Source organism: Gemmatimonadaceae bacterium, assembly GCA_036273715.1.
GTDB lineage: Bacteria > Gemmatimonadota > Gemmatimonadetes > Gemmatimonadales > Gemmatimonadaceae > JADGGM01.
Genome location: DASUHB010000069.1, coordinates 180,454 through 202,064 on the forward strand (window position 1 = coordinate 180,454; position 21,611 = coordinate 202,064).

Sequence of the window (21,611 nt, forward strand, 5' to 3'; positions counted from 1 at the left end):
ATCAGAGCACGCCGCGGCCACGGCGACAGTTGCAGCGCTAACAACGACTGTACGCCAGCGGCCCGCATGCATGCGTGTCATTCGCATTCTCCGTACGGCTAAGCGGCCGGTCTGCCGGACCTGGTCACAGCAAGTTGGACTCGACGCGAATACCCGCTGCCCTCTGCGCCGGCATGGCAAACGACGCCGGCGGGTCGCCGTTGTCGTTCAATGACGCGGCGGCAGAGATGGAAATCGACAAGGTTGGCGCCGTGACCGACTCACCGGAGCAGCCCACGATCACAGCCCCGGCGGCAAGGCCCGCGAACGCGCCGCTGTTGCACATCGAATAGATGGTACGCATTGAGGATTCTGAGGCGGCAGGCGTCTGACAAGTTAGGCGGGCGTTACCGCTCAGCGCAACCCGGTGGATCAATACAGGAACGACAGCGACTCCGCCTCCGATATGTCGCCCGGTAGCGAGCTGCGCCGCCATGGCACGCAGCTGGTTGGAGTGGACCGCTGGCGCTGTCTTGCTGAGTAAGGCGAAACGCGCAATGAGTTGCGCGTTGCTGGCGACGGTTGGGCCGGTCGCCGAGCTACACGAAGACGCCACCGCAGCGATCGCCGCGACGATGCATCCGATGGCATGTCGTCCACGACTGTTGGGCGCTGTCAGCATGGCGGTGGAGCGCCCTGATGTCGACGCGACCGCCCGCAACCAATGACTTGTGCGGCTGACGTATGCAAAGCAATCGCGTGATGCCCGTAAACCGAACACCTGCTGCGCATCGCATCCTGTGGCGAGAGACGAACTCGTTGCATCCTCCAGCGACGACCTGTCCTCCGACGACGTCACGACTCGACGCTTCGCGGCGCGAAACGAAGAATCGAGCAAACGGACAAGATGCCCAACGGCGATGACTCAGGGAGCCGGTGGCTGGATTTCCACCTCGAGCCGGATGCCGGCCACCGACTGGCTCGGAAGCGCGAACGTGCTGCCGACCACCGATTCGGCGTCGAACGCGACGGTTGTGCTCTGACGTTGGCACGTGACCGGCGTGGGCGCCGAGACGTCCGGCGGCGTCACCGAGAGAAAGGACACGCAGGCGGCACCCGGCGCGCCTAACGTAAGCGTCGGCGCGCCCTGTCCGATGAATTCGCCCGAGCCGGCCGGCGTACCGACGAGCACGGCCACGAATCCCGCGCTCGCGTTGAATACGACGATGCTGTCCGTTCCGTCGCCTTTCCATGCCGCCACGCTGTACTGCGAATCCACGGGAGCGCCCTGCTCATCCAGCACCTGGAGCTCGGCCGTCATGTGATATTGCTCGGCGACGCCGTTCACCATCACGGTTCCGGTGGCAACGGGAGCGCCCTCGGCCAGAATCTGCGCGATGTCCAACATGGCGCTCGATCGGCTTTCATCGGCTGTGGCGTTATGCAGGGAGTCGAATCGAAGAATGAGCTGCGCGTTCTGATTCGTCGTGGGTCCGGTGACCGAATCGCTGGAACAGGCCGCTAAGGCGAGAGTGGCGATAGCGAGCACAACAGTCGAACGCATCCGGAGCGAACGATAGGTCGTCATTGGGCACCTCCCGAGGGCGGGCGAGCCGAGCCGTTGGGCGCCGAGTCCTACCGCACGGTCGTACCCGGCGCAGCAGTCAGCTTGGAAATCCGCCGCACGGGCGGGCGGTTCCCCGCTTCGGCATCGGCGTTATTCGGCACCTGTCTAACGTGGTCAACCGGCACGGGGGTCCAACCTACCGGATGGCCGACGCGCCTAACGCTCCCTGAGCCGGGTGGTACGGTGTTGAGCTGGATGCGGATTCCGGACACGGACTGTGTGGGCAGTGCGACGGTCGACGTATTGTCGTCGTCCAGCAGAGGCGAGAACGCATCCGTCGAACGCTCGACGCGGGTGCCGGCGGTGTCGACAGCGAATCAGCGCGTGCAGCGGCGCCGGCCGCAACCGCGAGTCCGAGCGCCCAACACGTACGGCGCAACGCACCAGGCGGCACCGAGCAAGCGCGGCGCCCGGCCCCGGCCGGAATCTTCGAAGGGTATTTGATCGGACAAAAGGCCAGGCGCCGCCGTGTCTAACTGTGGCCTTGCCCGAGGGGCCGACCGGTCAATACAGTAGCGAGAGCAGCTCCGTCTCGGAAACGCCGCTCACGAAGGTGCCCGCCTCGCACCGCCCCAGCGCCGCGGCGAGGTCGTCGCGGCGATAGCGGACGCCAGTTAGACAGCGCTCGAGATCGGCGATCTCGCGGCTCGAGAAGAAATCGCCGAAGAATTTCGCCGTCTTGATGAACCCGTCGTCGACGAACAGGCGGATGTCGACTTCCCCGCTCGGAAAGCGACGTGTCCGCTGCAGGTTGAAGGGCGGCGACTCGCCGTAGTTCCAGTCCCAGCTCCGGTACTTCGCGTTGGCCAGCTCTTCGACGCGCGCGCGATCGTCGGGCGAGAATTCGTGGGTCGGCACAGGACCGCCGCCGGGGAACAGGTGCGCGAGCAGCGCGGCCCGAAAATCGGCCATCGGCAGCGGCGCCCCGAGAAACTCGCGGATGTTCGCGACCCTGCTCCGCACCGACTGAATGCCCTTGGACTCCACCTTGCCGGGCTTGGGCTTGAGCGCGCGCGTGACGTCGTCGAGGTTCGAGTCGAGCAGCAGCGTCCCATGGCTGAACATGCGGTCGCCCCGCACCACCTGCGCGTTGCCCGATACCTTGCGCCCTTCCACGACGATGTCGTTCCGGCCGGTGCGCTCCGCCGCCACGCCTAACTCGCGCAGGGCCTCGACGACCGGACCGGTGAACTCGGCGTAGTTGTTGAATCGCTGCGGGGTGTAGCGCGTGATGAAGCTGAAGCTGAGGTTGCCAAGATCGTGGTACACGGCGCCGCCGCCGGAAATGCGGCGCACCACCGTGATGTCGTGCTGGTCCACGAAATCGGCGTCGATCTCTTCGATGGTATTCTGGTGCTTGCCGATGATGATCGACGGCCGATTGACGTAGAACAGCAGGTAGCTGTCCGAGAGGTCGAGGGTGAGCAGCGCGTACTCTTCGAGCGCCAAATTGAGCGTCGCATCGGTCGTGCCGCCGTTGTCGAGAAACCGCATGCGTCGTTAGGCGGGCCACTCGCCGTCGGCGGTCAACCGGCCGACGAAAAACTCGCCGAACTCCGCGTAGCGCGCGGACGTCTCGTCGAAGCGCATGTCGGTGACGAGCTTCTTGAAGTCGAGCGGGTCGCGCGCAAACAGCGTGACGCCCCACTCCCACGCGTCGAGGCCGATCGCGCCCGTGATGACCTGCACCACCCGGCCCGCGTACCGGCGCCCGACCATCCCGTGTGCCGTCATGAGCCGGCTGCGCTCCTCGAGCGATAGCTCGTACCAATTCTGACCCGGCTGCCTGCGTTTCGACATGGGATAGAAGCAGACGTACGGCATCTCGGGCATGCGTTGTGGATACAGCCGCCGCCGCACGTGTGCAGTCGCAAGTTCGGCTGCCGATCGTTGGGCGAGAGCGTCGCGGTACGCGTCGTCGCCCACCGCACCGCCCCGCTCTTCTGCTTCCTTGGCCAGGCGGGCCGACAGGTGGTAGAGCCCCGCCTCGGTCACACTCAAGAAGGAGTAGACCAGGCTCGACCGCTCGACGACCGCCTCGCTGCCTAACCGGCGCTGCACCCGGCCGATGTCATCGAGGGTCGGCCGGAAGTGGACGAGCATCACGTCGGCGCGCGAGCCAACGAGCGATGCGGCCGCCGTCCAGCCGCCCTCGGCCGGACACGCCAAGTCGGCCAGCGCGCGCGACATGCCGTCCCGGGCCGCCACGTCCGCGCTCAGCGACGCCGGCACCCGGTAGATCTGATGAAGGGCGTACCAGCCCTCGAGCGTTTCGGGCGCGTAATTCACGCTTTCAATCTACGCGACGGAGGACCACTTGGGCGGCCTCGAGCTCAAGGATCGCGGGCAGCGGCACCCGGCGACGGCTCGCGCGCAACGCCGACGCCAGCGACTCCAACCGGAGCACGCGAGGTTGCGCATGGCCCAGCTCGAGGATGTCGGATCCCGCGGCCAACGCGGCGAATTCCGCATCCGAGGCGCGACGAAAGACGACGGCACCGCCGTAGATCGCCAGCGCGAGCACGGGCGCATCGTGGACGATTTGCTCGTCGGTGACAAACGGGTACTCGTCCCGAACCCCAAGGGGCCGCGCGTTCCAGTGTGCGGCAAGCGCTGCGACGCGCGCGATACCATCGCCGGCGTAGCAAACTTCGAGGCGGGGCTGATTGCGTGGTACGCCGCGCAGGACGGCAGCGACGTCGCCGATCACGACATGGGGCAATCCACTGATCACCAGATCTCGCAGGACCGCGCGGACCTCTTCGCCTAACGCTCGGGCCCGGATGGCCGGCGACGCGAGCGCGAGCCCGCGCAGGAGACGCGTGTCGAGGCCCACTGCGGTGGCATGGGAAAGAATGGCGGGCCGGCTTCGCGCTCGGTGTCGCACGTACCACGGCGATGGTCCGCGCCGGTACTTCCCGTCGAGCATGGCGGCCGAGAGCCGTAGGCTGCAGCGGGTGTGATATCGGTCGAGGTCGACCAGGAGGCGCAGGCCGGCGTCGCGGGACAGCGGGATCGCGCCCGAATTCGCCTGCAGCGCTTTGGTCGCAAGCGCGGCGGCGCGAGAGATCCTCATGCGGGAACAGCGCACCATTTCGAAGACCAGGCCGAGCCAGCGGGCTTCGCCTTCCGTGCGGTCGAACCGGCGGCCCAGAAGGCGGCCCGCGTTATCGACCCATTTTTCGGTGGCGCCGGTGGCGCACGCGAACTGTCTTTTCGAGAGCATCGGAGAGTTTTTGCCTACTTTGTAGGCGATAATTATCCGATGCCGCGCGGGAAGACGTGCGAACGTTTCGGCGCACGGAGCATCATTCCCACGCCGCCGCTCGCACGCTGCTACCGCGCCCAGCGACTCAATTTTTTTTTCGGTGCGCTCGGACGCACGTGCTCAGTCGTGATGCCGATCGAGCCCAGCGCGCGCGCTGCGGCAGCCGCACGCAAATTCCACTCGTACCAGTGTGTGCGGGACGGCAGGCGTCCGCGGTAAGTGGCCACGAGACCGCTATACAGCGAATCGCGATCCGCTTGGGGCAACCGCGGCAAGGCGCTCACAATTTCCGGAACCGCGTTCGGCGACAGACCCAACAGGTACTGGGTATCGAGTCGGGAGAATCTGGTTGCCGTGTATGCGTCGATGTTCTTGCGCGCGATCCAGGCCTCGTGGTTCCAGAGGCAGAGCCCGATCACCGCGGCGGCACCCATCAACGCGACCCGGCGCGCCAACCGCTTCGCGTCGATCGAGGTCCAGGTCTCGATGCCCAGCGCCATCAACGCGAGCGACACGATGATCATGTACACGCGGGCGTACAAGCGCGCCGCCGTGTAGCCGTAGGCTGATTCGTACAAGACGACGCGATGGTACGCGGAGTCGAGCAGGAGCTGCACGAGAAAAATCAGCACGAGGCCCGCCACGCGCGTTCTCGCTTCGGCGTCGCTCCGTGCCGCGTGGTGATCGAGGAACACGATCAGGAGGGTCGCCACGGTCGCGGCAACGGTGATCTCGCCGAAGCCCTTGCGCGCATATTCGGCGTAGGTCACGCCGCTACCGGCCAAGCCGGCAACGTTGCCGAAGAAGTACGAAACCTGCAGTCCGAGGAAGAGCGCGAACAGCGCGGCCACCGATGCGAGCACGACGAATCGCTCGGTCTCTCCCAGACCGCGGCGCGATTCGGCGGCCCGCGCGGGCGGGTTGCTCGAGCGGCGGATGGAAATCCCGTACGCGCCCACGGTGAGCGCTCCCAGGCCCAGGAAGAACACGAGCCGCGGAACGAGCATGCCGTCTTTGCCTAACGCGATGAGCTCGTCGCGCAATCGAGCCAGCACCGGGTCGGCGCCGGAGAGCAGCAGTGCGAGCGCGCCGACCACCGGAATCGCCAACAAGACGCCGCGCACGCGCGCCTGGGCCCGTTCGCTTCCCGATCCGGGTAGACTCGCGAGCTCGGCGAGCCTGAGCGCGGCCTCGCGAATCGAACGGGCGGCGCCGGCGACCGGCGTCACGACAAACGCGATGGGGCCGATCGATCGGAGCGGCACCCCTTCGGCGAGCGCGACGCCGAGGGCGAGCAGCACGGCAACGCCCATCATGATGATGGGAGCAAAGTCGAAATCGGCGGTCACCGCCATGCAGGACGCAAGCGCGCACGCAACCGCGAGCGCGACGCCGACCGGCAGGCCGATGCGCCCGCGCGCGCGATGCACCACCCAGGCCAGCCCGAGCGCCGCCGCATACGTCCAGAGCGCCCAGTTGAGCCCGGGCGTCGCGTCGAAGCACGTCCACGTGCCTAACGCAGCGACGAGCGTGGCCGGCGGCCAGATGATCGATGCGGTGCGCGCGAGGGCGGCGACACCGGGGGTCGGCCCGGGCCGGCCGGCAGCAGACGGCATGGGAGAACGCGTTTCCGGAACCGCGGACGCTGGCATCGTCGTGTCACACCGCCCGCGCTGCGGGCGCCTCGACGGGTTGGGCCACGAGGCCGCCGAACCGGCGCTCCCGGCGGTGAAAGTCGGCGACCGCGCCGGCAAGATCGGCGGCCGAGAACGCGGGCCACATGATGTCGCTGAACCAGAGCTCGGCGTAGGCGCACTCCCAGAGCAGGAAGTCGCTCAAGCGGCGCTCGCCGCCGGTACGAATCAGCAAGTCGACGTCGGACGCGTCGGGGCCGTAGGCCTCGCCTAACGCAGCGGACAGCGACTCGCTCGTGAAGCAGCCGCCGGACGCGCGCGCCGCTCGGGTCGCGGCCGCGGCGATCGCGTCGCGGGAGGAGTAATCGATCGCCAGCCGCAAGTGCACCGTCGTGCCGCCCGCGGTCGCGGCTTCGGCCGCCTCGATGGCGCTGCGCACCGGGATCTCGAGGCGGTCGCGCCGGCCGATCACCGTCAGCCTAACGCCGTTGGCCAGGAGGCGCTTGGTCTCCGCGCGCAGGTAGGTGCGGAACAGTCGCATGAGCGCGCTCACCTCGCGCTCGGGCCGCCGCCAGTTGTCGGAGCTGAACGCATAGAGCGTGAGCGTGCGGATGCCCAAATCCGGTGCGGCCTCGACGATGGTGCGGACGGTTTCCGCGCCGCGCCGGTGGCCGGCGGCTCGCGGCAGTCCGCGGGCGACGGCCCACCGACCGTTGCCGTCCATGATGACGGCGACGTGGAGGCCGGGCGGGATGGATGTGATCAAAGTGCTTGGTCGCATAAAGTGGATGGAGAAAAAAAAATTCAGCGCTCCAGCGTATCGCGCGTCGCCCGGATGAGCGCTTCCATGTGGTCCAGGTACCGCTGCAACGCCTTGCGGCCGGCCGCGGTGAGCCGGTAGTCCGTGCGCGGGCGCCGGTCCTCGAACCGCTTGGTGACGGTCACGTACTGCGCGTCCTCGAGCTTGCGCGCATGGACGCTCAGGTTGCCATCCGTCGTGCGGAGCAGCGCCTTGAGCTCGTTGAACGTGAGCGACTCTTCGGCCGCCAGCGCGCTCACGATGCCCAACCGCATGCGGTGATGGATGAGCGAGTCGAGCACGCGCGATTCGGCCGAGCCGGCGGGCGCGTCGGGGCGCACGGCGCCTAACGAACGACCGCCGCGCGACGCCTCCCCGCCCTGCTCGGGCCGGCGATGCCGAGCCGTGTTGGAATCAGCCACCGTACCTCCTGGCGATGATCACACCGAAGACCACGTGCAGCACTCCGAATCCGGCGATGAGCAGCCACGTGCTCCAGGCGGCCGGCGCAAACAGTGCGACGGCGCCGAGGAGCATGAACGACGCGCCCATCACCGGGACGGCGCGCACCGAAAACGTTCCTCCCGTCATCACGCCCGCGCCGTAGAGCACGAGCCAGAGTCCGGGCAGCGTGTCCATGATGCCTAACCGTGACGCCGCGGCCGTGATGATCGCGCCGGCCACGATCGGCGGCGCGAACCCGAACACGAACTTCCTGAGCGGCGGCGACACCACCGGCAGCTTGGCCGCCCGCGCTTTCCAGGCCGACGCCGCGAGGCCGATGACGATCGAGAGGCCGGCCTCCGCGATCCAGATGCCTAACCAGCGGCCGGTGTTCGGCGGCCCCTGGGCGGCGAGTCCCGCGGCTACCGCGGTGACGCCGATCGCCACCTCGCCCCACCCGGACACGGCCGTGAACGATGACGCACTTTCCATCGTCTCGCGGATGAACCGGAGGTCATCGATCGCGCGGTCGTGGAGGGCAACGGGCATGTCTGGAAGATACGGCGCGTCCCTCATCTGTCAAGTACTTTGTGTCATAAAGTAGAAACAGCCGGCGGCCATCGTTCACCGCCGGCATCTGTTTCCCTACTATATTATAGCTTCACGCCCGGCATCCCGGCCTTCGACGCCACCGCGTTGAACGCGGGCACATCCGTCTTCACCAGCGCGTCGTACTTCGACTGATACGACGCGAGGTCGGCCTTCACTCGCGCCAGCTCCGCCTTCACCGGATCGCTCGGTGCCTGATCGTAGACGAACTGTACGCCGAAGCCCACGCCCACCAACTGATCGTAGAAGCCCTGCAGATAGTGGATGTCATCCTCCGGCGCTTCGCGCTGCAGCTTCGGATTGTACATCGAATCCATCAGCGCTTTCGCCTTGTCGTCGAGCTCGTGGGCGGCATGCATCACGGTCGTGTCGGACACGATTCCGTTAGGCGCGAGCGCCACCGCCGTCGAATCGACGCCGGCCAGCTGGCGCCTCAGGCTGTGCAGCCCGTTCAGGATCGCGTTGGCCGACGACACCTCGTCGCGGAACGCCATTGCCGTGGCCAGCTGCTCCTTCGCCGCCGCCAGATCGTACGACAGGTGCGGATCGGACCGCACGTCCACCGGGCGCCGCTCCGTCTGTCCGTTGGCCGTCACGACCGCGGTGTAGGTCCCGGGCAGGACATCCGGGCCGGGGAACCCGTCGTCCTCGCCGGCGCCGGGAGGCGGGGGCGGCGCGATCGCGAGCTTGGTCGGGCCCTTGTGGTCCAACCGCCAGTCGACCGCGTTCATCCCGGCCTTGGCGCCGCCGTCCCCGGTGAACACGGTGTCGCCCTGCGCATCGAGGATGGCGATGCGCACCGCGCCCTCGTGCCGGGCTTTCTGCACTGCGTTAGGCTCGAGCTTTTTGCTCAGCCAGTACCGGATCACGGCCGCGCGCGGCGCGCTCGGCGCGTGGAAAGCCGATGCCGGCGACCCGCCGTACTCGTTCGCGTGCCAGAGTGTGGCCGGCGACACGTCGAACACGTGGAACGCCGATGAGGCCACCTGCGGGGTCAACGCTTCGAGCGGGGCGATGTCGTCGAGCATGAAGAGGCCGCGCCCGTGCGTCGCGATGGCCACCGAGCGCGTGTGCTTCACGAAGAGAATGTCGAACACCGCGGCGGTCGGGAACGCGCTCGCCATGGTCTTCCACGTCGCGCCGGCGTCGCGGGAGTACCAGAGCCCGTTGTCCGTGCCTAACAGGAGAAATCCCTTCTGCGCCGGATCCTCGCGCACGACGTGCGCCGGATACGCGGGCAGTCCGTGCGAGATGGACGTCCAGCTCGCGCCGTAATTCGTGGTCTTGAACACGTACGGTGTGTCGTCGCCGAACTCGTGGTAGTCGAGCGTGATGTACGCCGTGCCGGGGTCGAACGGCGACACGCCCACCTGGTACACTCGGCCTTCGTCCGGGAGTCCCTTCACCTTGGGCCGCACGTTCGTCCACGTCTTGCCGCCGTCCTTCGTCACCTGGACGTTGCCGTCGTCGGTGCCTAACCAGATGACGTTCGTGTCGGTCGGCGCGATCGTGATGGCGAGAATCGTGTTGTACGTCTCGGCGCCGGAAATGTCGTACTCGACGTTCCCGCCGCTCGTCACCTGGCGGCTCTTCTCGTTGCGCGTGACGTCGGGGCTGATCTCGGCCCAGTGGGCGCCGCCGTCGGTGCTCTTGAAGAGCACGTTGCCGCCCAGGAACACTTCGTCCGCGTTAGTCGCCGAGACGGCGATGGGCGATGTCCAGTTGAAGCGATACTTGAGGCTGGATGGCGCCTGCATCTCGACGCCCGGGATGTACGGCCGGATGAGCCGCGACACGCCGGTCTTGAGGTCGAGGCGCGTCACGAACCCGTTCTGCGAGTCGACGTAAATGATGTTCGAATCGCTGGGCGCCGGCACGGCGTACTCGCCATCGCCGCCGGTCACGGTGTACCACGCCGCCCCGCTGCCGTCGCCTTCGACCTGATTGCTCGACGGCCCGCACCACGCGTTGTTGTCTTGCAACCCGCCGCACAACCGGAACGGCTGGCGAGAGTCGGCGGCCACCATGTAGAACTGGCCGATGGGCAGATTGTTGAGGTAGCGCCAACTGGCGCCGGCGTCGTGGCTGACGTACACGCCGCCGTCGTTGCCCTGGATCATGCGGTTGCCGTCGGTGGGATCGATCCACAGTGCGTGGTGATCCGGGTGCACGACGTTGCCATCGATCTCGTGCGCGGTGTGCCCGCCGTCGCGGCTCTCCATGAGCTGGAACGACGAGAAGTACACGCGGCGGTCGTCGGTGGGCGAGACGTCGATGCGCGAGAAGTAGAACGGCCGCACGTCGAGGGCGTGGTTGCCGCTCACCGACGACCAGTGGTCGCCCAGGTCGTGCGTCTCCCAGAGGAGCCCGGACTTGGCCTCGACGAGCGCGTAGACGTGCGTCGGATCCGATTTCGAGGTGCCTAACGCGATGCGTCCGTAGGGCCCGTCGGGGAGGCCCTCGTGCAGCCGCGTCCAGGTGTCGCCGCCGTCGGTGGAACGCCAGAGCCCGCTCCCCTTCCCGCCGTTTTCGAGGTTCCACGGGAAGCGCCGCACCTGCCACATGCCGGCGAAGAGCACGCTCGGATTGCCGGGTTCCATCACCAGGTCGGAGGTGCCCGTGGTGTCGTTGACGAACAGGACCTTCTTCCAGGTACGTCCGCCATCGGTCGTCCGGAAGACGCCGCGCTCTGCGTTAGGCTTCCACGCGTTCCCGATGGCGGCCACGAAGACGCGGTCGCTGTTGGTGGGGTCGATCACGATGCGGGAGATCTGGCCGGCGTCCTTGAGGCCCATGAAGTGCCAGCTCTGCCCCGCATCGGTTGACAGATAGACGCCGTGTCCATCGAGCACATCGTTGCGGATGTTGCCCTCGCCGGTGCCCACCCAGACGATGTTCGGATTGTTAGGCGCGAGGGCGATGGCGCCGATGGACGCCTCGGGCTGCTTCTCGAACACCGCCTTCCAGGAGATGCCGCCGTCGGTGGTCTTGAACACGCCGCCGCCGCTCGGACCGACGTAGTAGACGTTGGGCTGCCCTGGGACGCCGACGACGGCGGCAACGCGGCCGCCGGCCACGGTTGGGCCGATGTTTCGGATGCCGAGCCACGAGAGCGAATCGATGCTCGCGGTGGATGCGGTGGTGTCGGCCGACGTATCGGCGGCGGCTTTGCGCGGAGCTTTGCCTTTGGCGGGCTGTGCCGCGGGAGCGGTGGACGTGTCTGTGTTCTGCTTGGCTTGTGCGGTGATCGCCGCGGGCGTGGCCGCAATCACGGCGGCGAGGAACGCTGGAACCCAACGCGAAATGGCCGGACGTGTCATGTCGTGGCAGTTAGTGGCGCGAGGCGCGCCGTTTGAGTGAGCTTGGCCGGGAGAAGGTACCGGCTTGCGCAACCGACGGCCACACCGCACGCCCGCCGCCGGCCGTTGACGGGCTCTGCAATGTCATAGGAATGTCATCGCACCCATGGCGGAGTGCTCGCGAAATTCTGCCATAAGATTATCTTGGTGACGTTCCACCGGCGACTGGTGAACATCGCCATTGGTGTGGCGAAGGCCCGGTGAGGATTGGCGGACAGCACGTACGCATGGAGGCTGAGTACGTTGCGCGAGGTGGCGGCATGACGATGGTGCTCGTGATCGAAGAAGATCGGACAGCATCCGATTGGCTCGTGAGGACGTTGGAGACCGGAGGGCACCTCGTCGAGGCAGCCGCCAGTGTCGAAACCGCTATGGATCGCGTGCGCTCGTTTCCGCGCGCGGATCTGGTGGTGGTCGATCTGGCCCTTCCGCGCACGTCGGGCTTTCAGTTCCTTCGCGATCTGCGGGACGAACGCGACGAGGTTCCCGTGCTCGCGTTGAGCACGGAGTGGCGCGAGGCGGATCGAGTCCAGGCGTTTCGGTTAGGCGCCGACCAGGAGGCGGTGTGCCCAATCGGGGCGCCCGAGCTCCTGGCGCGCGTGGATCGACTCATCGAGCGCACCCGCGCGCGGCGGCCGAGTCAGCACAGCGCCCAGACCTTCCGCGTGACCTTCCGTTTTGGCGACGTCGAGGTGAACGCCGCGACGCGCGAGGTGCGGCGTTCCGGCTCGCCGGTGCAGTTGGCTCCCCTCGAGTTGGAGTTGTTGCTGGCGCTCATTCGGCGCGACGGAGCAGCGGCCGCGCGTGTGGAGCTGCTCAAGGAAGTGTGGGGCTACGAGTCGGACGTGGTGAGTCGCACGCTCGACACCCACGTGGCGAATCTGCGCGGGAAACTCGAGCGCGATCCCGCGGTCCCCCGGCATATTTTGACGGTGCGCAAGACCGGGTACCGCCTGCAGGCCTGAATGCCCGTTGGTTTCCCGTCGTTAGGCGATGACGCCTGGGGGGTCGAATGCGAGGCTCGGTGTGCTGCAGCGCGGCGGTCTTCGCCGCGACGGCTCTGGCGTTCGCCTGCGCGGGCCACGCGCCGCCGAAGACGCGCGCCGGGCCTGCGCGGTCTGATGTGCAGAGCGCCGGCGACGCGATCATTTTGAGCGGCAACATCCTGAGTCAGCAGAGCCGGTCGTTGCTGACGCTCCTGAAGGCGCGCATTCCTTCAGTTCAGATCGTGGACGATCAGCCTTGCCCGGACGTGTATCTCCGCGGCCGCGCCACGATCGTCACCCCATCGAATCCCGCGATCTACGTGGACGGGCAGCGTGCCACGAACACGTGCATCCTCGACATGGTGAACGCCCTGGACATCGATCGCGTAGAGATCTATCCGTCCGGTGAGCCACGAGGCTATCTGAGCGATCCCTACGGCGTGATCCTGATCTTTCTTCGCACGGTGGACTAACAGAAGCCCCCCGCGATGATCGCGGGGGGCTTCCGATCCTTCACGAGCGTGAGGCGCGCTTCACGGGCCGGTCGGCTCGTTGCAGCTGGACGTATGCGTCGGCGCTGCGGTCGGATTCGAGTCCCACCACATTCGCGTCGCAAAGTCATCCGGGCCGCCCATGTCCGTCAATGCAGCCTGCACATTGGCGGCGTTTGTCGTGTATTCCGTCTGTGAATATTCGAAGCGTCGGGGAATGAAGTTGACGATCGCCGCTGGGCCCGCGTGCAGCGTCACTGGCTGACAGGTGCGGCGCCATTCAGCCCAGGCTTGCGTGCCGTCACCGTAGAGTGCGATCCACTTCTGTACGGCAATTTCATCGAGGCCCGGCGTGCCCGGCGTATACGCCACGCCTGGTTTGCCGAGGAACGTCACGACCGCCGCCTGGTCGGTGACACCCCACTGATCCATCGATGCCTGGATGGCGGCGTAGTAGTCAGTCGCCGCCTGCGCAGGGGTCAGTCCACCCATGCTTCGTTCGGCGGCTTCGGCCTCGATGAACATCACCTCGGCGTACGTCATCAGCTTCGACGGATACTTGAGGCCGGAGCCGTCGCCGTAGGTGCCATAGGAGGTGGCCCCAGGATAGAAGATGACGCCCGGGCGCGACGCCGTATTGAGATACGCGCCCGCCGCCGCCTGCGACAGACCGTTAGGCATCCCGCCGTAGCCGCCGGGGAAGAGCGACGAATCCTGGACCGGCTGCGCATAGATGGGAATGCGCGGATCGTCGTTCGCCAACATCGCGTTCATGAGCGTCTGCGACATCCGGTGGTCGTCGCGGGTCTCGAAGTTGTCTGCCCACGGATTGTCGAACTGACCATCGCCGGGCCACGAGATTTGTGCGTTGTCGTTGTTGCTCGTGAAGACGCCGCCCGGATCAGCGAGCGCCGCCGCGAGCTGCGTGTTGGCGTCGGCCGGATCGACGTTCACGATCCGCATCGCCAGCCGCATGCGAAGTGAGTTTGCGAACTTCACCCATTTCGTGACATCTCCACCGTACAACGGGTCCGCCGTCCCGAGGCTCGAGGAATCGCTCGGCGTTTCCATGGCCTGGACAGCCGCCGTAAGGCGCGTAAAGAACGATGCATAGATGTCCTGTTGTTTGTCGTAGGCGGGCGTGAGCGTGCCGCCGATGGAGTCGAGACCGAGCGCTTGCGAGTACGGGATGTCTCCCCAGAGGTCGGTCATGTACTCGAAGACCCAGATCTGCATGACCGTCGCCGGTCCCCAGATCTTTGGATTCTGCTCGGCTTCTCCTTTCTGGATCACCTTGCGGAGATCTTGAAGCTCCTGATAGTAGGCGGCGTCAAACCACGTGTAGGTGTCCGGCCCCTGCAAGCGGGAGTACTGGTCTTCCTGCGGGTATTGTGCTTCCGCGAGATGCTGGGTGATCCACTCCGTCGAGCGGAGATCGCGTCCGTTCCCCACCCAGTGTGCCCCGGTGACGACGGCATTCGTGAACACGGGACCCGCTGGTGCGTCGATCGGGTTGTTCGGGTTTGTGTTGATCGTGGGCAAGCTGCTGTTATCGCAGGCCAGCGTACCAACCGCCAGTGCGAGGCCACCCACGAGCGAGACGATGTGCGTTTTCATGATGCGTGTCTCTCCGATTCGTGGTGGTTAGGGCGTGACCTGGAGCGAGATACCGATCGACTTCACGTTAGGCAGCGCGGCGAATTCAACACCCTGGAAATTGCCGGCCTGCATGGCAAACTCCGGATCGATGTTCGGCACTTTGGTATCGGTCCAGAGGTTGCGGCCGAAGACGGCGATGTTCAGTTGCGATACGTGCATCATGCCGGTCAGCGAGCGCGGCACATCGATGCCAGCACGCACCTCGCGGAGCTTGATGTAGCTGTCCTTGTACACGAACGGCTGGTGAATCTCGAACAAACTCTGCTCGTATTCCTCGGTCGTGACGACCGTCGTGTTAGGCTGTCCCGTGGCTTGGTCGATGCCCTTGATCACCAGCCCAGGATCGTTCCAGTCCTTTTCGCGGCCGTGCAGGGTCGAGGCGAGCACGCCGGTTTCCACGCCGAAAAAGTTCGTGACGCTGAAGATCGATCCGCCCTCATGGATGTCGAGTAAGGCGGAGAGCGTCACGTTCTTGATGCGGAATTCGTTGTTCCACCCGCCGGTCCAGTCGGGCTGCACCGTACCCAGTACCTTTTGCGGCCCGATCTGCGGCAGGCCGCCAGAAAGCAGCAGTTGCCCGGTGGCACTGTCACGCAGCTCGGTGTATCCGTACAGTGCGCCGTAGGGTTGACCCTTTCGTGCTTCGACGTTCAACGCCCACGAGCTTCCGAGCACGATCGTCTCGATGCCTGGAGACAGCGCGTCGACCCTGCTGCGATTCATCGCGAAACTGAAGGTCGTGTTCCACTCGAACGTGCCGGCGTGGGTGCGCACCGGCGTAAGGTTGAGCAGCGCTTCGAATCCTTTGTTCGTGATTTTGCCGGCGTTGATCCATTTCTCCTGGTAGCCGGTGGTCGGCGATACCGGCACCGCGATGATCTGGTTCGACGTCGCCTTGTCGTAGTAGGACATGTCGATGCTCGCGCGGTCGCCGAACAGACCGATCTCGGCGCCGACTTCGTCGGACCGCGTGATTTCCGGCTTCAGATCGGGATTGGCCAGTGCATCGGCGAGCGAGTACAGCTGCTGCCCCGCAAATTTCGTCGATTGCCCGTTGAACGTCGTGGCCAGCGAGTAGGGCTGCGCGCTGCTGCCGACCTTGGCGATCGCGCCGCGCAGTTTGACGTAGGAGAGCACGTTCGATTTGAGCGACGGGATCGCGTTCGTCAGGATGACCGAGGTGTTCACGGACGGGTAGAAATACGAATTCTTGTTCGCCGGCAGCGTCGACGACCAGTCGTTGCGCGCCGTGCCTTCGACGGTCCACCACTGATCCCACGTGAACGACGCCGACCCGAACACGCTGTTCGTCTGCAGCTTTTCGGCGTACTGGTCGAGCGTCGGCGCGATGGCCGCGTTGCTCACGTTGTAGATGCCCGGAACAGAAATGCCTAACGTCTGCTGTTGATTGTCGGCGAAGGACTGCTTGTTCTCCGCGGCAGCGAGGAGGCCATCGACCTGCAGCCGGCTCGTGAGCTGCTTGGTGGCATTGAGCAGCGCCGTGGTCGTGTAATCAGTCTGGTTGTCGTTGTAGAGCGTGAATGCGCCCGCATAGCCCAACTTGGCGAATCCGGCCCCGGCCCAACTCGTATTCTGCGACGCGATGTCCTGGGAGTTGGTGGTGTTGAAGATGTTGCCGCCCGCGCGCCCCGTTGCCGACAGCCAGTCGGTGATCTGATACGTCGCGCTCACCGATCCGATGTACTGGTTGCGCGTATCGGACTGCGGATTGTCGTACTGCAGGAAGTACGGGTTGCTGTGATAGTTGGTGTTCCAGTTGTAGCGATTGCCGAATGCGTCGAACTTGTTGTAGTTGGCCTTGAGCGCCGCCATGTCCACTTGGCGACCGAACCACACGTCGAGCCCTTCGAGAATGCCGGCGTTGTAGCCGACGCCGGGTCGATTGAGTCCATTGTTGCGCAGGAACTCGAGGCTGGCATTCGTGGTGAGCTTGTTGCCGATCTTGAGATTGCCGGCGAGAGAGCTCGTCCACTTGTGCAAGAAGTTGTTCGGCACGACGCCGTCGACGTTCTGCACTCCGACCGCCATGCGTGCGTTCGCGGCGTTGGTGCCACCGCTCACCGACAAGTCGATGTCGGTGGTGCCGCCGGTGTTGAAGAACGAGGCGACGTTATTCGGATGCGCGATCCACGGCTGGCCCGGCCCGGTGAACTGATCGATGGGCTGGCCATTGAGCCGTGGACCGTAGCTCTGGTCATCTCCGTCCGCGATGCCGTGGCCCTCTCCGTCATAGTAGCTGAACTGCCCGGCGGAGCCCTGTCCGTACTCGTTTTGGAAGTCGGGGAGAATGCCGACTTTGTCAAACGAGTAGCTCGTCGTCAGGCGCGTTTCAATCTTACCGTCGCTGTTGGCGCCGTGCTTGGTCGTGATGATGACGGCGCCGTTGGCCGCCTCGGCGCCGTACAACGCTGCCGCATTCGGTCCCTTCAAAACGGTGATCGACGCGATGTCGTCCTGATTGATGTCGCTGATCGTACTGCCGTAGTCCCATCCGCCATTGGCGTCCGCACCGCCTTGATTGAAATAACTGCCGCGGTTCCGATTCCGAATCGGAATTCCATCGACGACGAATAGCGGATTGTTATCACCGGTGATCGAGTTCGACCCACGAATGCGGATGTCGACCGAGCCGCCCTGCGTGCCCGGCGAGGTGATCTCGACACCGGAGACCTTGGCGCCCAACTGATTGAGGAAGTTGTCCGTGTGGGCGGTGTTCAATTGGTCGGCACTCACCGATTGCGTGGAGGTGCCGAGTTGGCTCTTCTGCTTCTCCTGTCCCTCGGCGACGACCACCATTCCCTGCAGCTGGACCGGCGCCGCTTCGAGCGTGAAGTCCACGACGTTGGTGCCTGCAGAGAGCTTCACACTCGTGGCGTGCTCGCGATAGCCGATGAGGCGTGCGGCGATGGTGACCGTTTGGCCGACCTCACCGCTGGGCAGGTTGATGTGAAACTGGCCGTCGTCACCAGCGATGGTGCCCAGCCTCGTGCCCTGGATGACGACGGTGGCGTTGGCCAGCGGGGTTCCGCCCTCGCCGCGAACGTGGCCTTGCACGACGTCCTGGGCCGCGAGCACGGCGGGCGCCAGAACGAGCGCGAGTGCGAGTCGCGATGCTTGACGAAGTCCTCGGTCCATGCCTTCCTCCTGTGCGCGTCGCGTCCGTGGTAGGTGAACGGCATCGGCGGCGTGGGGAACGCATTCTTCGGAACCGCCGATGTCACGTTAGGCGCGGTGACGCATCGCGCCGTGTGCCGGCAGGTATGATGAAGCGGGGTCACAGCGCAGACAGCGCGCGGCGGGCAGGATTCACAGAGGCTTGACCGATTCTTGACAAATGGGAGCCGAGCTCGGCCTTGCGTTAGCACGTCGCTGGTCGGCGTAACCAGACGAGCTCGGCATGATGTCAGGAAAATGTGATGAGGCGGGAAGCTGAGGCAGCGCGCACGCGAATTAGGCTCGCCGCTTAGCGACCCGATCGTGGTCGGTCGTCGCGCCAGAGCCCGGGTGTGGCGCGAACCACCCCGCCTAACGGCTGAGCGCCGAGGGACGCCCGGGCCGAGCGGCGCCGCTTCGGCCTAACGGCCGAGGATGATTTGCTCGGTCGCACCGGGGCTGATGACGAACCGGATGCGCTGCGTACGGCCGCTCACGGATGGCACCGCCACGAGCGCCAGACGCGCGCCCGGGTACACGACGCGCCGCGGCACCCGGATCTCGACCGTCTGGAGCGGTGAGATCGTACCGACGTCGAGATTCTGACTGCCGTCGGTCACATAGAGCTGATAGCCCAACGGCAGTTGATTGCGGACCGTGAGATATGCCGGTGCGCCCCGGGCGTCTTCGGATGGCCGATGATGTGCGCAGGCTCCCAAGCCCGCCACCGACACAGCCGCCACTGCGCTCAAAGCGAGCGCGACCGCGAAGCGCTTCATGGATCGCTCCTCCCGAGACGGATACCCGCCGACGCGACGAATCTTCCCGACACGCTCAGCTAGATCAAGAGGCGGGCCATTCGCGGGTCTCCGATGCAGGTCTCTACTCCCGCGAAATCGCACTCGCGACCTTCCATCGGGCAGTGCACGCCTCACGCGCGGCGCGTACATTCCGATGAGAGAATGGCGCGGGCTGGAGTCCATCGCCCGTGCGACGAGCTCTCCTCTTCTCACCCCATTGTGATGACCGACAATCGACGCATGGCGCCCGGCGCGCCCGGCATCGAACCGCGGTGGACATCGAGCGCCAAGTCCGGCGTCGGCTCGGCGATCTCCGGCTCGAGCCACGTCTGGTTCACGCTCAGCCACGGCATCTTCAACGAGATCTATTTCCCCGATGTCGACATGCCGTGCACGCGCGACATGGGCATGCTCGTCACCGACGGCGAAGAGTTCTTCTCCGAAGAGAAACGCCACGCGTCGCACGAGATCGCGCACATCGCGCCCGGCGTGCCCGGATTCCGGCTGCGCAATACGTGCGAACACCTCCGGTATCGCATCGACAAGCACGTGGTGGCATCAGTCCGGCACGACGCGGTGCTCCAGCAAACGAAATTCATTGTCCAGCGCGGCTCGCTCAGCGACTACCACCTCTACGTGCTGCTCTCGCCGCACCTCGGCTGCCGCGGCGCAGAGAACATCGCCTGGCTGGACGACTACAAGGGCATGCCGATGTTGTTCGCACGCCGCGCCGACTACGCACTCGCGTTGGCGTGCAACGCGCCGTGGCTCGCGCGCAGCGTCGGCTTCGTGGGTGTGTCCGACGGCTGGCAGGACCTCGAGGCGCACAAGAAGCTCACGTGGCGCTACGACGTGGCCGACTCGGGCAACGTGGCGCTCACGGGCGAGATCGACATTGCCGCATGCGACGGCGAGTTCCTGCTCGCGTTAGGCTTCGGCCGCGACGAGGCCAAGGCCGCATTCGCCGCGCGCTCGGCCATCTATCACGGATTCGAGCGGGCACACGCGGCGTACGCGCACGGCTGGCAGCAGTGGCAGCATGCGCTCGTGACCAACAAGCCGGGCATGCCGGGCGATCCCAAGGTGCGCGGCGTCAGCTCCGCGGCCCTGCGCGTCCATGAGTCCAAGCGATTCGCGTCGGCGATCATCGCGAGTTTGTCGATCCCGTGGGGGTTCGCCAAGGGCGACAACGATCTCGGCGGCTACCACCTCGTGTGGCCGCGCGATCTCGTCGAGGCGGCCGGCGGACTGCTCGCCGCCGGCGCGACGCAGGACGCGCACCGCGTGCTCAACTATCTGGCGGCCACGCAGGAAGCCGACGGGCACTGGGCGCAGAACATGTGGCTCGACGGTGTGCCCTACTGGAACGGCGTCCAGTTGGACGAAGCAGCGTTCCCGATCCTGCTCGTCGATCTCCTGCAGCGCGAGGACGAGCTGTCGCTGGACGACCTCGAGCGCGTGTGGCCGATCGTTAGGCGTGCGGCGGCCTTCATCGCGCGCTGCGGGCCGGGCACGCCGCAGGACCGGTGGGAGGAGAACGCCGGCCTGTCGCCGTTCACGCTGGCCGTGGAAATCGCGGCGCTCCTCGCCGCGGCGCAGCTGGCCGAGCAGCACGGCGAGATGGCGGTCGCGCGCTATTTGCGCGAGACGGCCGATGGATGGAACGACGACATCGAGCGCTGGACGTATGCCGCCGACACCGAGCTGGCGCGCAAGTTAGGCATCGAAGGCTATTACGTGCGCATCGCGCCGGTCGCCGCCGAGACGGCCGCGTCGCCCAGGCAGGGCTTCGTCCCCATCAAGATGACCCTGCCCGACATCGACGCCGAGTCGAGCATGGTGGTGAGCCCGGACGCGCTGGCGTTAGTCAGATTCGGGCTCCGCGCCGCCGACGACCCGCGCATCGTCAACACCGTCCGCGCGATCGACGCGGTGCTCAAGCGCGAACTGCCCTACGGTCCGGGATGGCGCCGCTACACGGGCGACCGCTATGGCGAATACGACGATGGGTCGCCGTACAACGGCGGCGGCATCGGACGCTGCTGGCCGTTGCTCACCGGCGAACGCGCACATTACGAGCTCGCCGCCGGCCGCCCAGAGCGTGCGCTCGATCTGCTGCGCATCATGGAGAAGTCCGCGAGCAACACCGGGATGATTCCCGAGCAGGTCTGGGACGCGCCGGACATTCCCGACCTCGAGCTCTTCAACGGGCGTCCCGCAGGCTCAGCCATGCCGCTCGTGTGGGCGCACGCCGAACACATCAAGCTCTGCCGCTCGATTGCCGACGGCCGCGTGTTCGACACGCCGTCGCTCACCGCGCAACGCTACGTCTTGCAGCGCACGCCATCGCAATTCGCGGCGTGGCGATTCAACCTCAAGCGACGGCGCATGCCGCAGGGCAGAACACTGCGCATCGAAGTGCTCGCTCCAGCGATGGTTCACTGGAGCGCCGACGGTTGGCGCACCACGACTGACACGCCGACGCAGGCGACGGGACTCGGCGTCTTCGTCGCCGACCTGCCCACCGAACGTCTCGGTATCGACGACGAGGTGGTGTTCACGCTTTTCTGGCCGGCCGAGCAGCGCTGGGAAGGCGTAGACTACACTGTCGTTGTGGAGGGGTAAAGCTGGACAGAAAGGCGGACAGACAAAGACAACGCCGGATACTGCCGATCAAGAGGGTGTCACCTGCACTGTTTTCGCGGCGTGCTTGGCGCGATCGATGCGTGAAGGCGGACAAGGAAAGACAGGCCGGACACGTCCGGATGAACTTTTTGCTTGT

General features: G+C 65.9%; 16 protein-coding genes. 3 read left to right on the forward strand and 13 right to left on the reverse strand.

Annotation, left to right across the window (positions count from 1 at the left end; genetic code table 11):
- Positions 1–124: 124 nt before the first annotated feature.
- The 10 genes from VFW04_16730 to VFW04_16775 all read right to left on the reverse strand — a co-directional run bounded on the left by VFW04_16730 (position 125) and on the right by VFW04_16775 (position 11,680).
- Entirely contained in the window at positions 125–661 is a 537-nt protein-coding gene (locus tag VFW04_16730; GenBank protein HEX5180978.1) for a hypothetical protein, read from the reverse strand.
- Positions 662–904: 243 nt separating this feature from the next.
- On the reverse strand, positions 905–1,567 hold the full coding sequence (locus VFW04_16735; protein HEX5180979.1) for a hypothetical protein: 663 nt from the start codon (positions 1,565–1,567) through the stop codon (positions 905–907).
- Between the two features lie 543 nt (positions 1,568–2,110).
- Positions 2,111–3,100, reverse strand: a complete 990-nt coding sequence (locus tag VFW04_16740; protein HEX5180980.1) for a lipoate--protein ligase — start codon at positions 3,098–3,100, stop codon at positions 2,111–2,113.
- 6 nt (positions 3,101–3,106) lie between these two features.
- A complete protein-coding gene (hemQ, locus tag VFW04_16745) occupies positions 3,107–3,895 on the reverse strand; it encodes a hydrogen peroxide-dependent heme synthase (GenBank protein HEX5180981.1) in 789 nt (262 codons plus the stop codon).
- A gap of 4 nt (positions 3,896–3,899) precedes the next feature.
- On the reverse strand, positions 3,900–4,682 hold the full coding sequence (locus VFW04_16750; GenBank protein HEX5180982.1) for a hypothetical protein: 783 nt from the start codon (positions 4,680–4,682) through the stop codon (positions 3,900–3,902).
- 260 nt (positions 4,683–4,942) lie between these two features.
- On the reverse strand, positions 4,943–6,490 hold the full coding sequence (locus VFW04_16755; protein HEX5180983.1) for a DUF4173 domain-containing protein: 1,548 nt from the start codon (positions 6,488–6,490) through the stop codon (positions 4,943–4,945).
- Positions 6,491–6,533: 43 nt separating this feature from the next.
- Positions 6,534–7,274, reverse strand: a complete 741-nt coding sequence (locus VFW04_16760) for a di-trans,poly-cis-decaprenylcistransferase (protein ID HEX5180984.1) — start codon at positions 7,272–7,274, stop codon at positions 6,534–6,536.
- 38 nt (positions 7,275–7,312) lie between these two features.
- On the reverse strand, positions 7,313–7,729 hold the full coding sequence (locus VFW04_16765) for a transcriptional regulator (GenBank protein HEX5180985.1): 417 nt from the start codon (positions 7,727–7,729) through the stop codon (positions 7,313–7,315).
- The gene (locus VFW04_16770; GenBank protein HEX5180986.1) at positions 7,722–8,300 is read right to left on the reverse strand and encodes a hypothetical protein; all 579 of its coding nucleotides are present in this window, start codon (positions 8,298–8,300) and stop codon (positions 7,722–7,724) included. The genes VFW04_16765 and VFW04_16770 overlap by 8 nt, the downstream gene beginning before the upstream one ends.
- Before the next feature lie 104 nt (positions 8,301–8,404).
- Positions 8,405–11,680, reverse strand: coding sequence for a hypothetical protein (locus VFW04_16775; protein HEX5180987.1), 3,276 nt, complete (start codon positions 11,678–11,680; stop codon positions 8,405–8,407).
- Between the two features lie 299 nt (positions 11,681–11,979).
- Between VFW04_16775 and VFW04_16780 the strand changes: the two genes are divergently transcribed.
- A complete protein-coding gene (locus VFW04_16780; protein HEX5180988.1) occupies positions 11,980–12,684 on the forward strand; it encodes a response regulator transcription factor in 705 nt (234 codons plus the stop codon).
- Between the two features lie 47 nt (positions 12,685–12,731).
- Positions 12,732–13,178: a Plug domain-containing protein gene (locus tag VFW04_16785; GenBank protein HEX5180989.1), complete on the forward strand. Its 447-nt coding sequence runs from the start codon at positions 12,732–12,734 to the stop codon at positions 13,176–13,178.
- A gap of 60 nt (positions 13,179–13,238) precedes the next feature.
- On the opposite strand, the gene VFW04_16790 is transcribed toward VFW04_16785, so the two are convergent.
- The 3 genes from VFW04_16790 to VFW04_16800 all read right to left on the reverse strand — a co-directional run bounded on the left by VFW04_16790 (position 13,239) and on the right by VFW04_16800 (position 18,808).
- Entirely contained in the window at positions 13,239–14,813 is a 1,575-nt protein-coding gene (locus tag VFW04_16790; GenBank protein ID HEX5180990.1) for a SusD/RagB family nutrient-binding outer membrane lipoprotein, read from the reverse strand.
- A 27-nt stretch (positions 14,814–14,840) separates the two neighbouring features.
- Complete coding sequence (locus VFW04_16795) at positions 14,841–18,011, reverse strand: SusC/RagA family TonB-linked outer membrane protein (GenBank protein HEX5180991.1); 3,171 nt, start codon at positions 18,009–18,011, stop codon at positions 14,841–14,843.
- A 440-nt stretch (positions 18,012–18,451) separates the two neighbouring features.
- Positions 18,452–18,808: a hypothetical protein gene (locus VFW04_16800; GenBank protein ID HEX5180992.1), complete on the reverse strand. Its 357-nt coding sequence runs from the start codon at positions 18,806–18,808 to the stop codon at positions 18,452–18,454.
- Between the two features lie 243 nt (positions 18,809–19,051).
- Here VFW04_16800 and VFW04_16805 point away from each other — a divergent pair, with 243 nt between their 5' ends.
- Positions 19,052–21,454, forward strand: coding sequence for a glycoside hydrolase family 15 protein (locus tag VFW04_16805; GenBank protein ID HEX5180993.1), 2,403 nt, complete (start codon positions 19,052–19,054; stop codon positions 21,452–21,454).
- Positions 21,455–21,611: the final 157 nt, after the last annotated feature.

What these genes read in the sequence shown, in the direction of transcription:
- VFW04_16780 (HEX5180988.1), top strand. Translation starts at nt 11,980, where the DNA reads ATGACGATGGTGCTCGTGATCGAAGAAGATCGGACAGCATCCGATTGG.
- VFW04_16795 (HEX5180991.1), bottom strand. Translation starts at nt 18,011, where the DNA reads ATGGACCGAGGACTTCGTCAAGCATCGCGACTCGCACTCGCGCTCGTT.
- VFW04_16785 (HEX5180989.1), top strand. Translation starts at nt 12,732, where the DNA reads ATGCGAGGCTCGGTGTGCTGCAGCGCGGCGGTCTTCGCCGCGACGGCT.
- VFW04_16740 (HEX5180980.1), bottom strand. Translation starts at nt 3,100, where the DNA reads ATGCGGTTTCTCGACAACGGCGGCACGACCGATGCGACGCTCAATTTG.
- VFW04_16790 (HEX5180990.1), bottom strand. Translation starts at nt 14,813, where the DNA reads ATGAAAACGCACATCGTCTCGCTCGTGGGTGGCCTCGCACTGGCGGTT.
- VFW04_16805 (HEX5180993.1), top strand. Translation starts at nt 19,052, where the DNA reads ATGACCGACAATCGACGCATGGCGCCCGGCGCGCCCGGCATCGAACCG.
- VFW04_16730 (HEX5180978.1), bottom strand. Translation starts at nt 661, where the DNA reads ATGCTGACAGCGCCCAACAGTCGTGGACGACATGCCATCGGATGCATC.
- VFW04_16800 (HEX5180992.1), bottom strand. Translation starts at nt 18,808, where the DNA reads ATGAAGCGCTTCGCGGTCGCGCTCGCTTTGAGCGCAGTGGCGGCTGTG.
- VFW04_16735 (HEX5180979.1), bottom strand. Translation starts at nt 1,567, where the DNA reads ATGACGACCTATCGTTCGCTCCGGATGCGTTCGACTGTTGTGCTCGCT.
- VFW04_16775 (HEX5180987.1), bottom strand. Translation starts at nt 11,680, where the DNA reads ATGACACGTCCGGCCATTTCGCGTTGGGTTCCAGCGTTCCTCGCCGCC.
- VFW04_16755 (HEX5180983.1), bottom strand. Translation starts at nt 6,490, where the DNA reads ATGCCGTCTGCTGCCGGCCGGCCCGGGCCGACCCCCGGTGTCGCCGCC.
- VFW04_16770 (HEX5180986.1), bottom strand. Translation starts at nt 8,300, where the DNA reads ATGCCCGTTGCCCTCCACGACCGCGCGATCGATGACCTCCGGTTCATC.
- VFW04_16750 (HEX5180982.1), bottom strand. Translation starts at nt 4,682, where the DNA reads ATGAGGATCTCTCGCGCCGCCGCGCTTGCGACCAAAGCGCTGCAGGCG.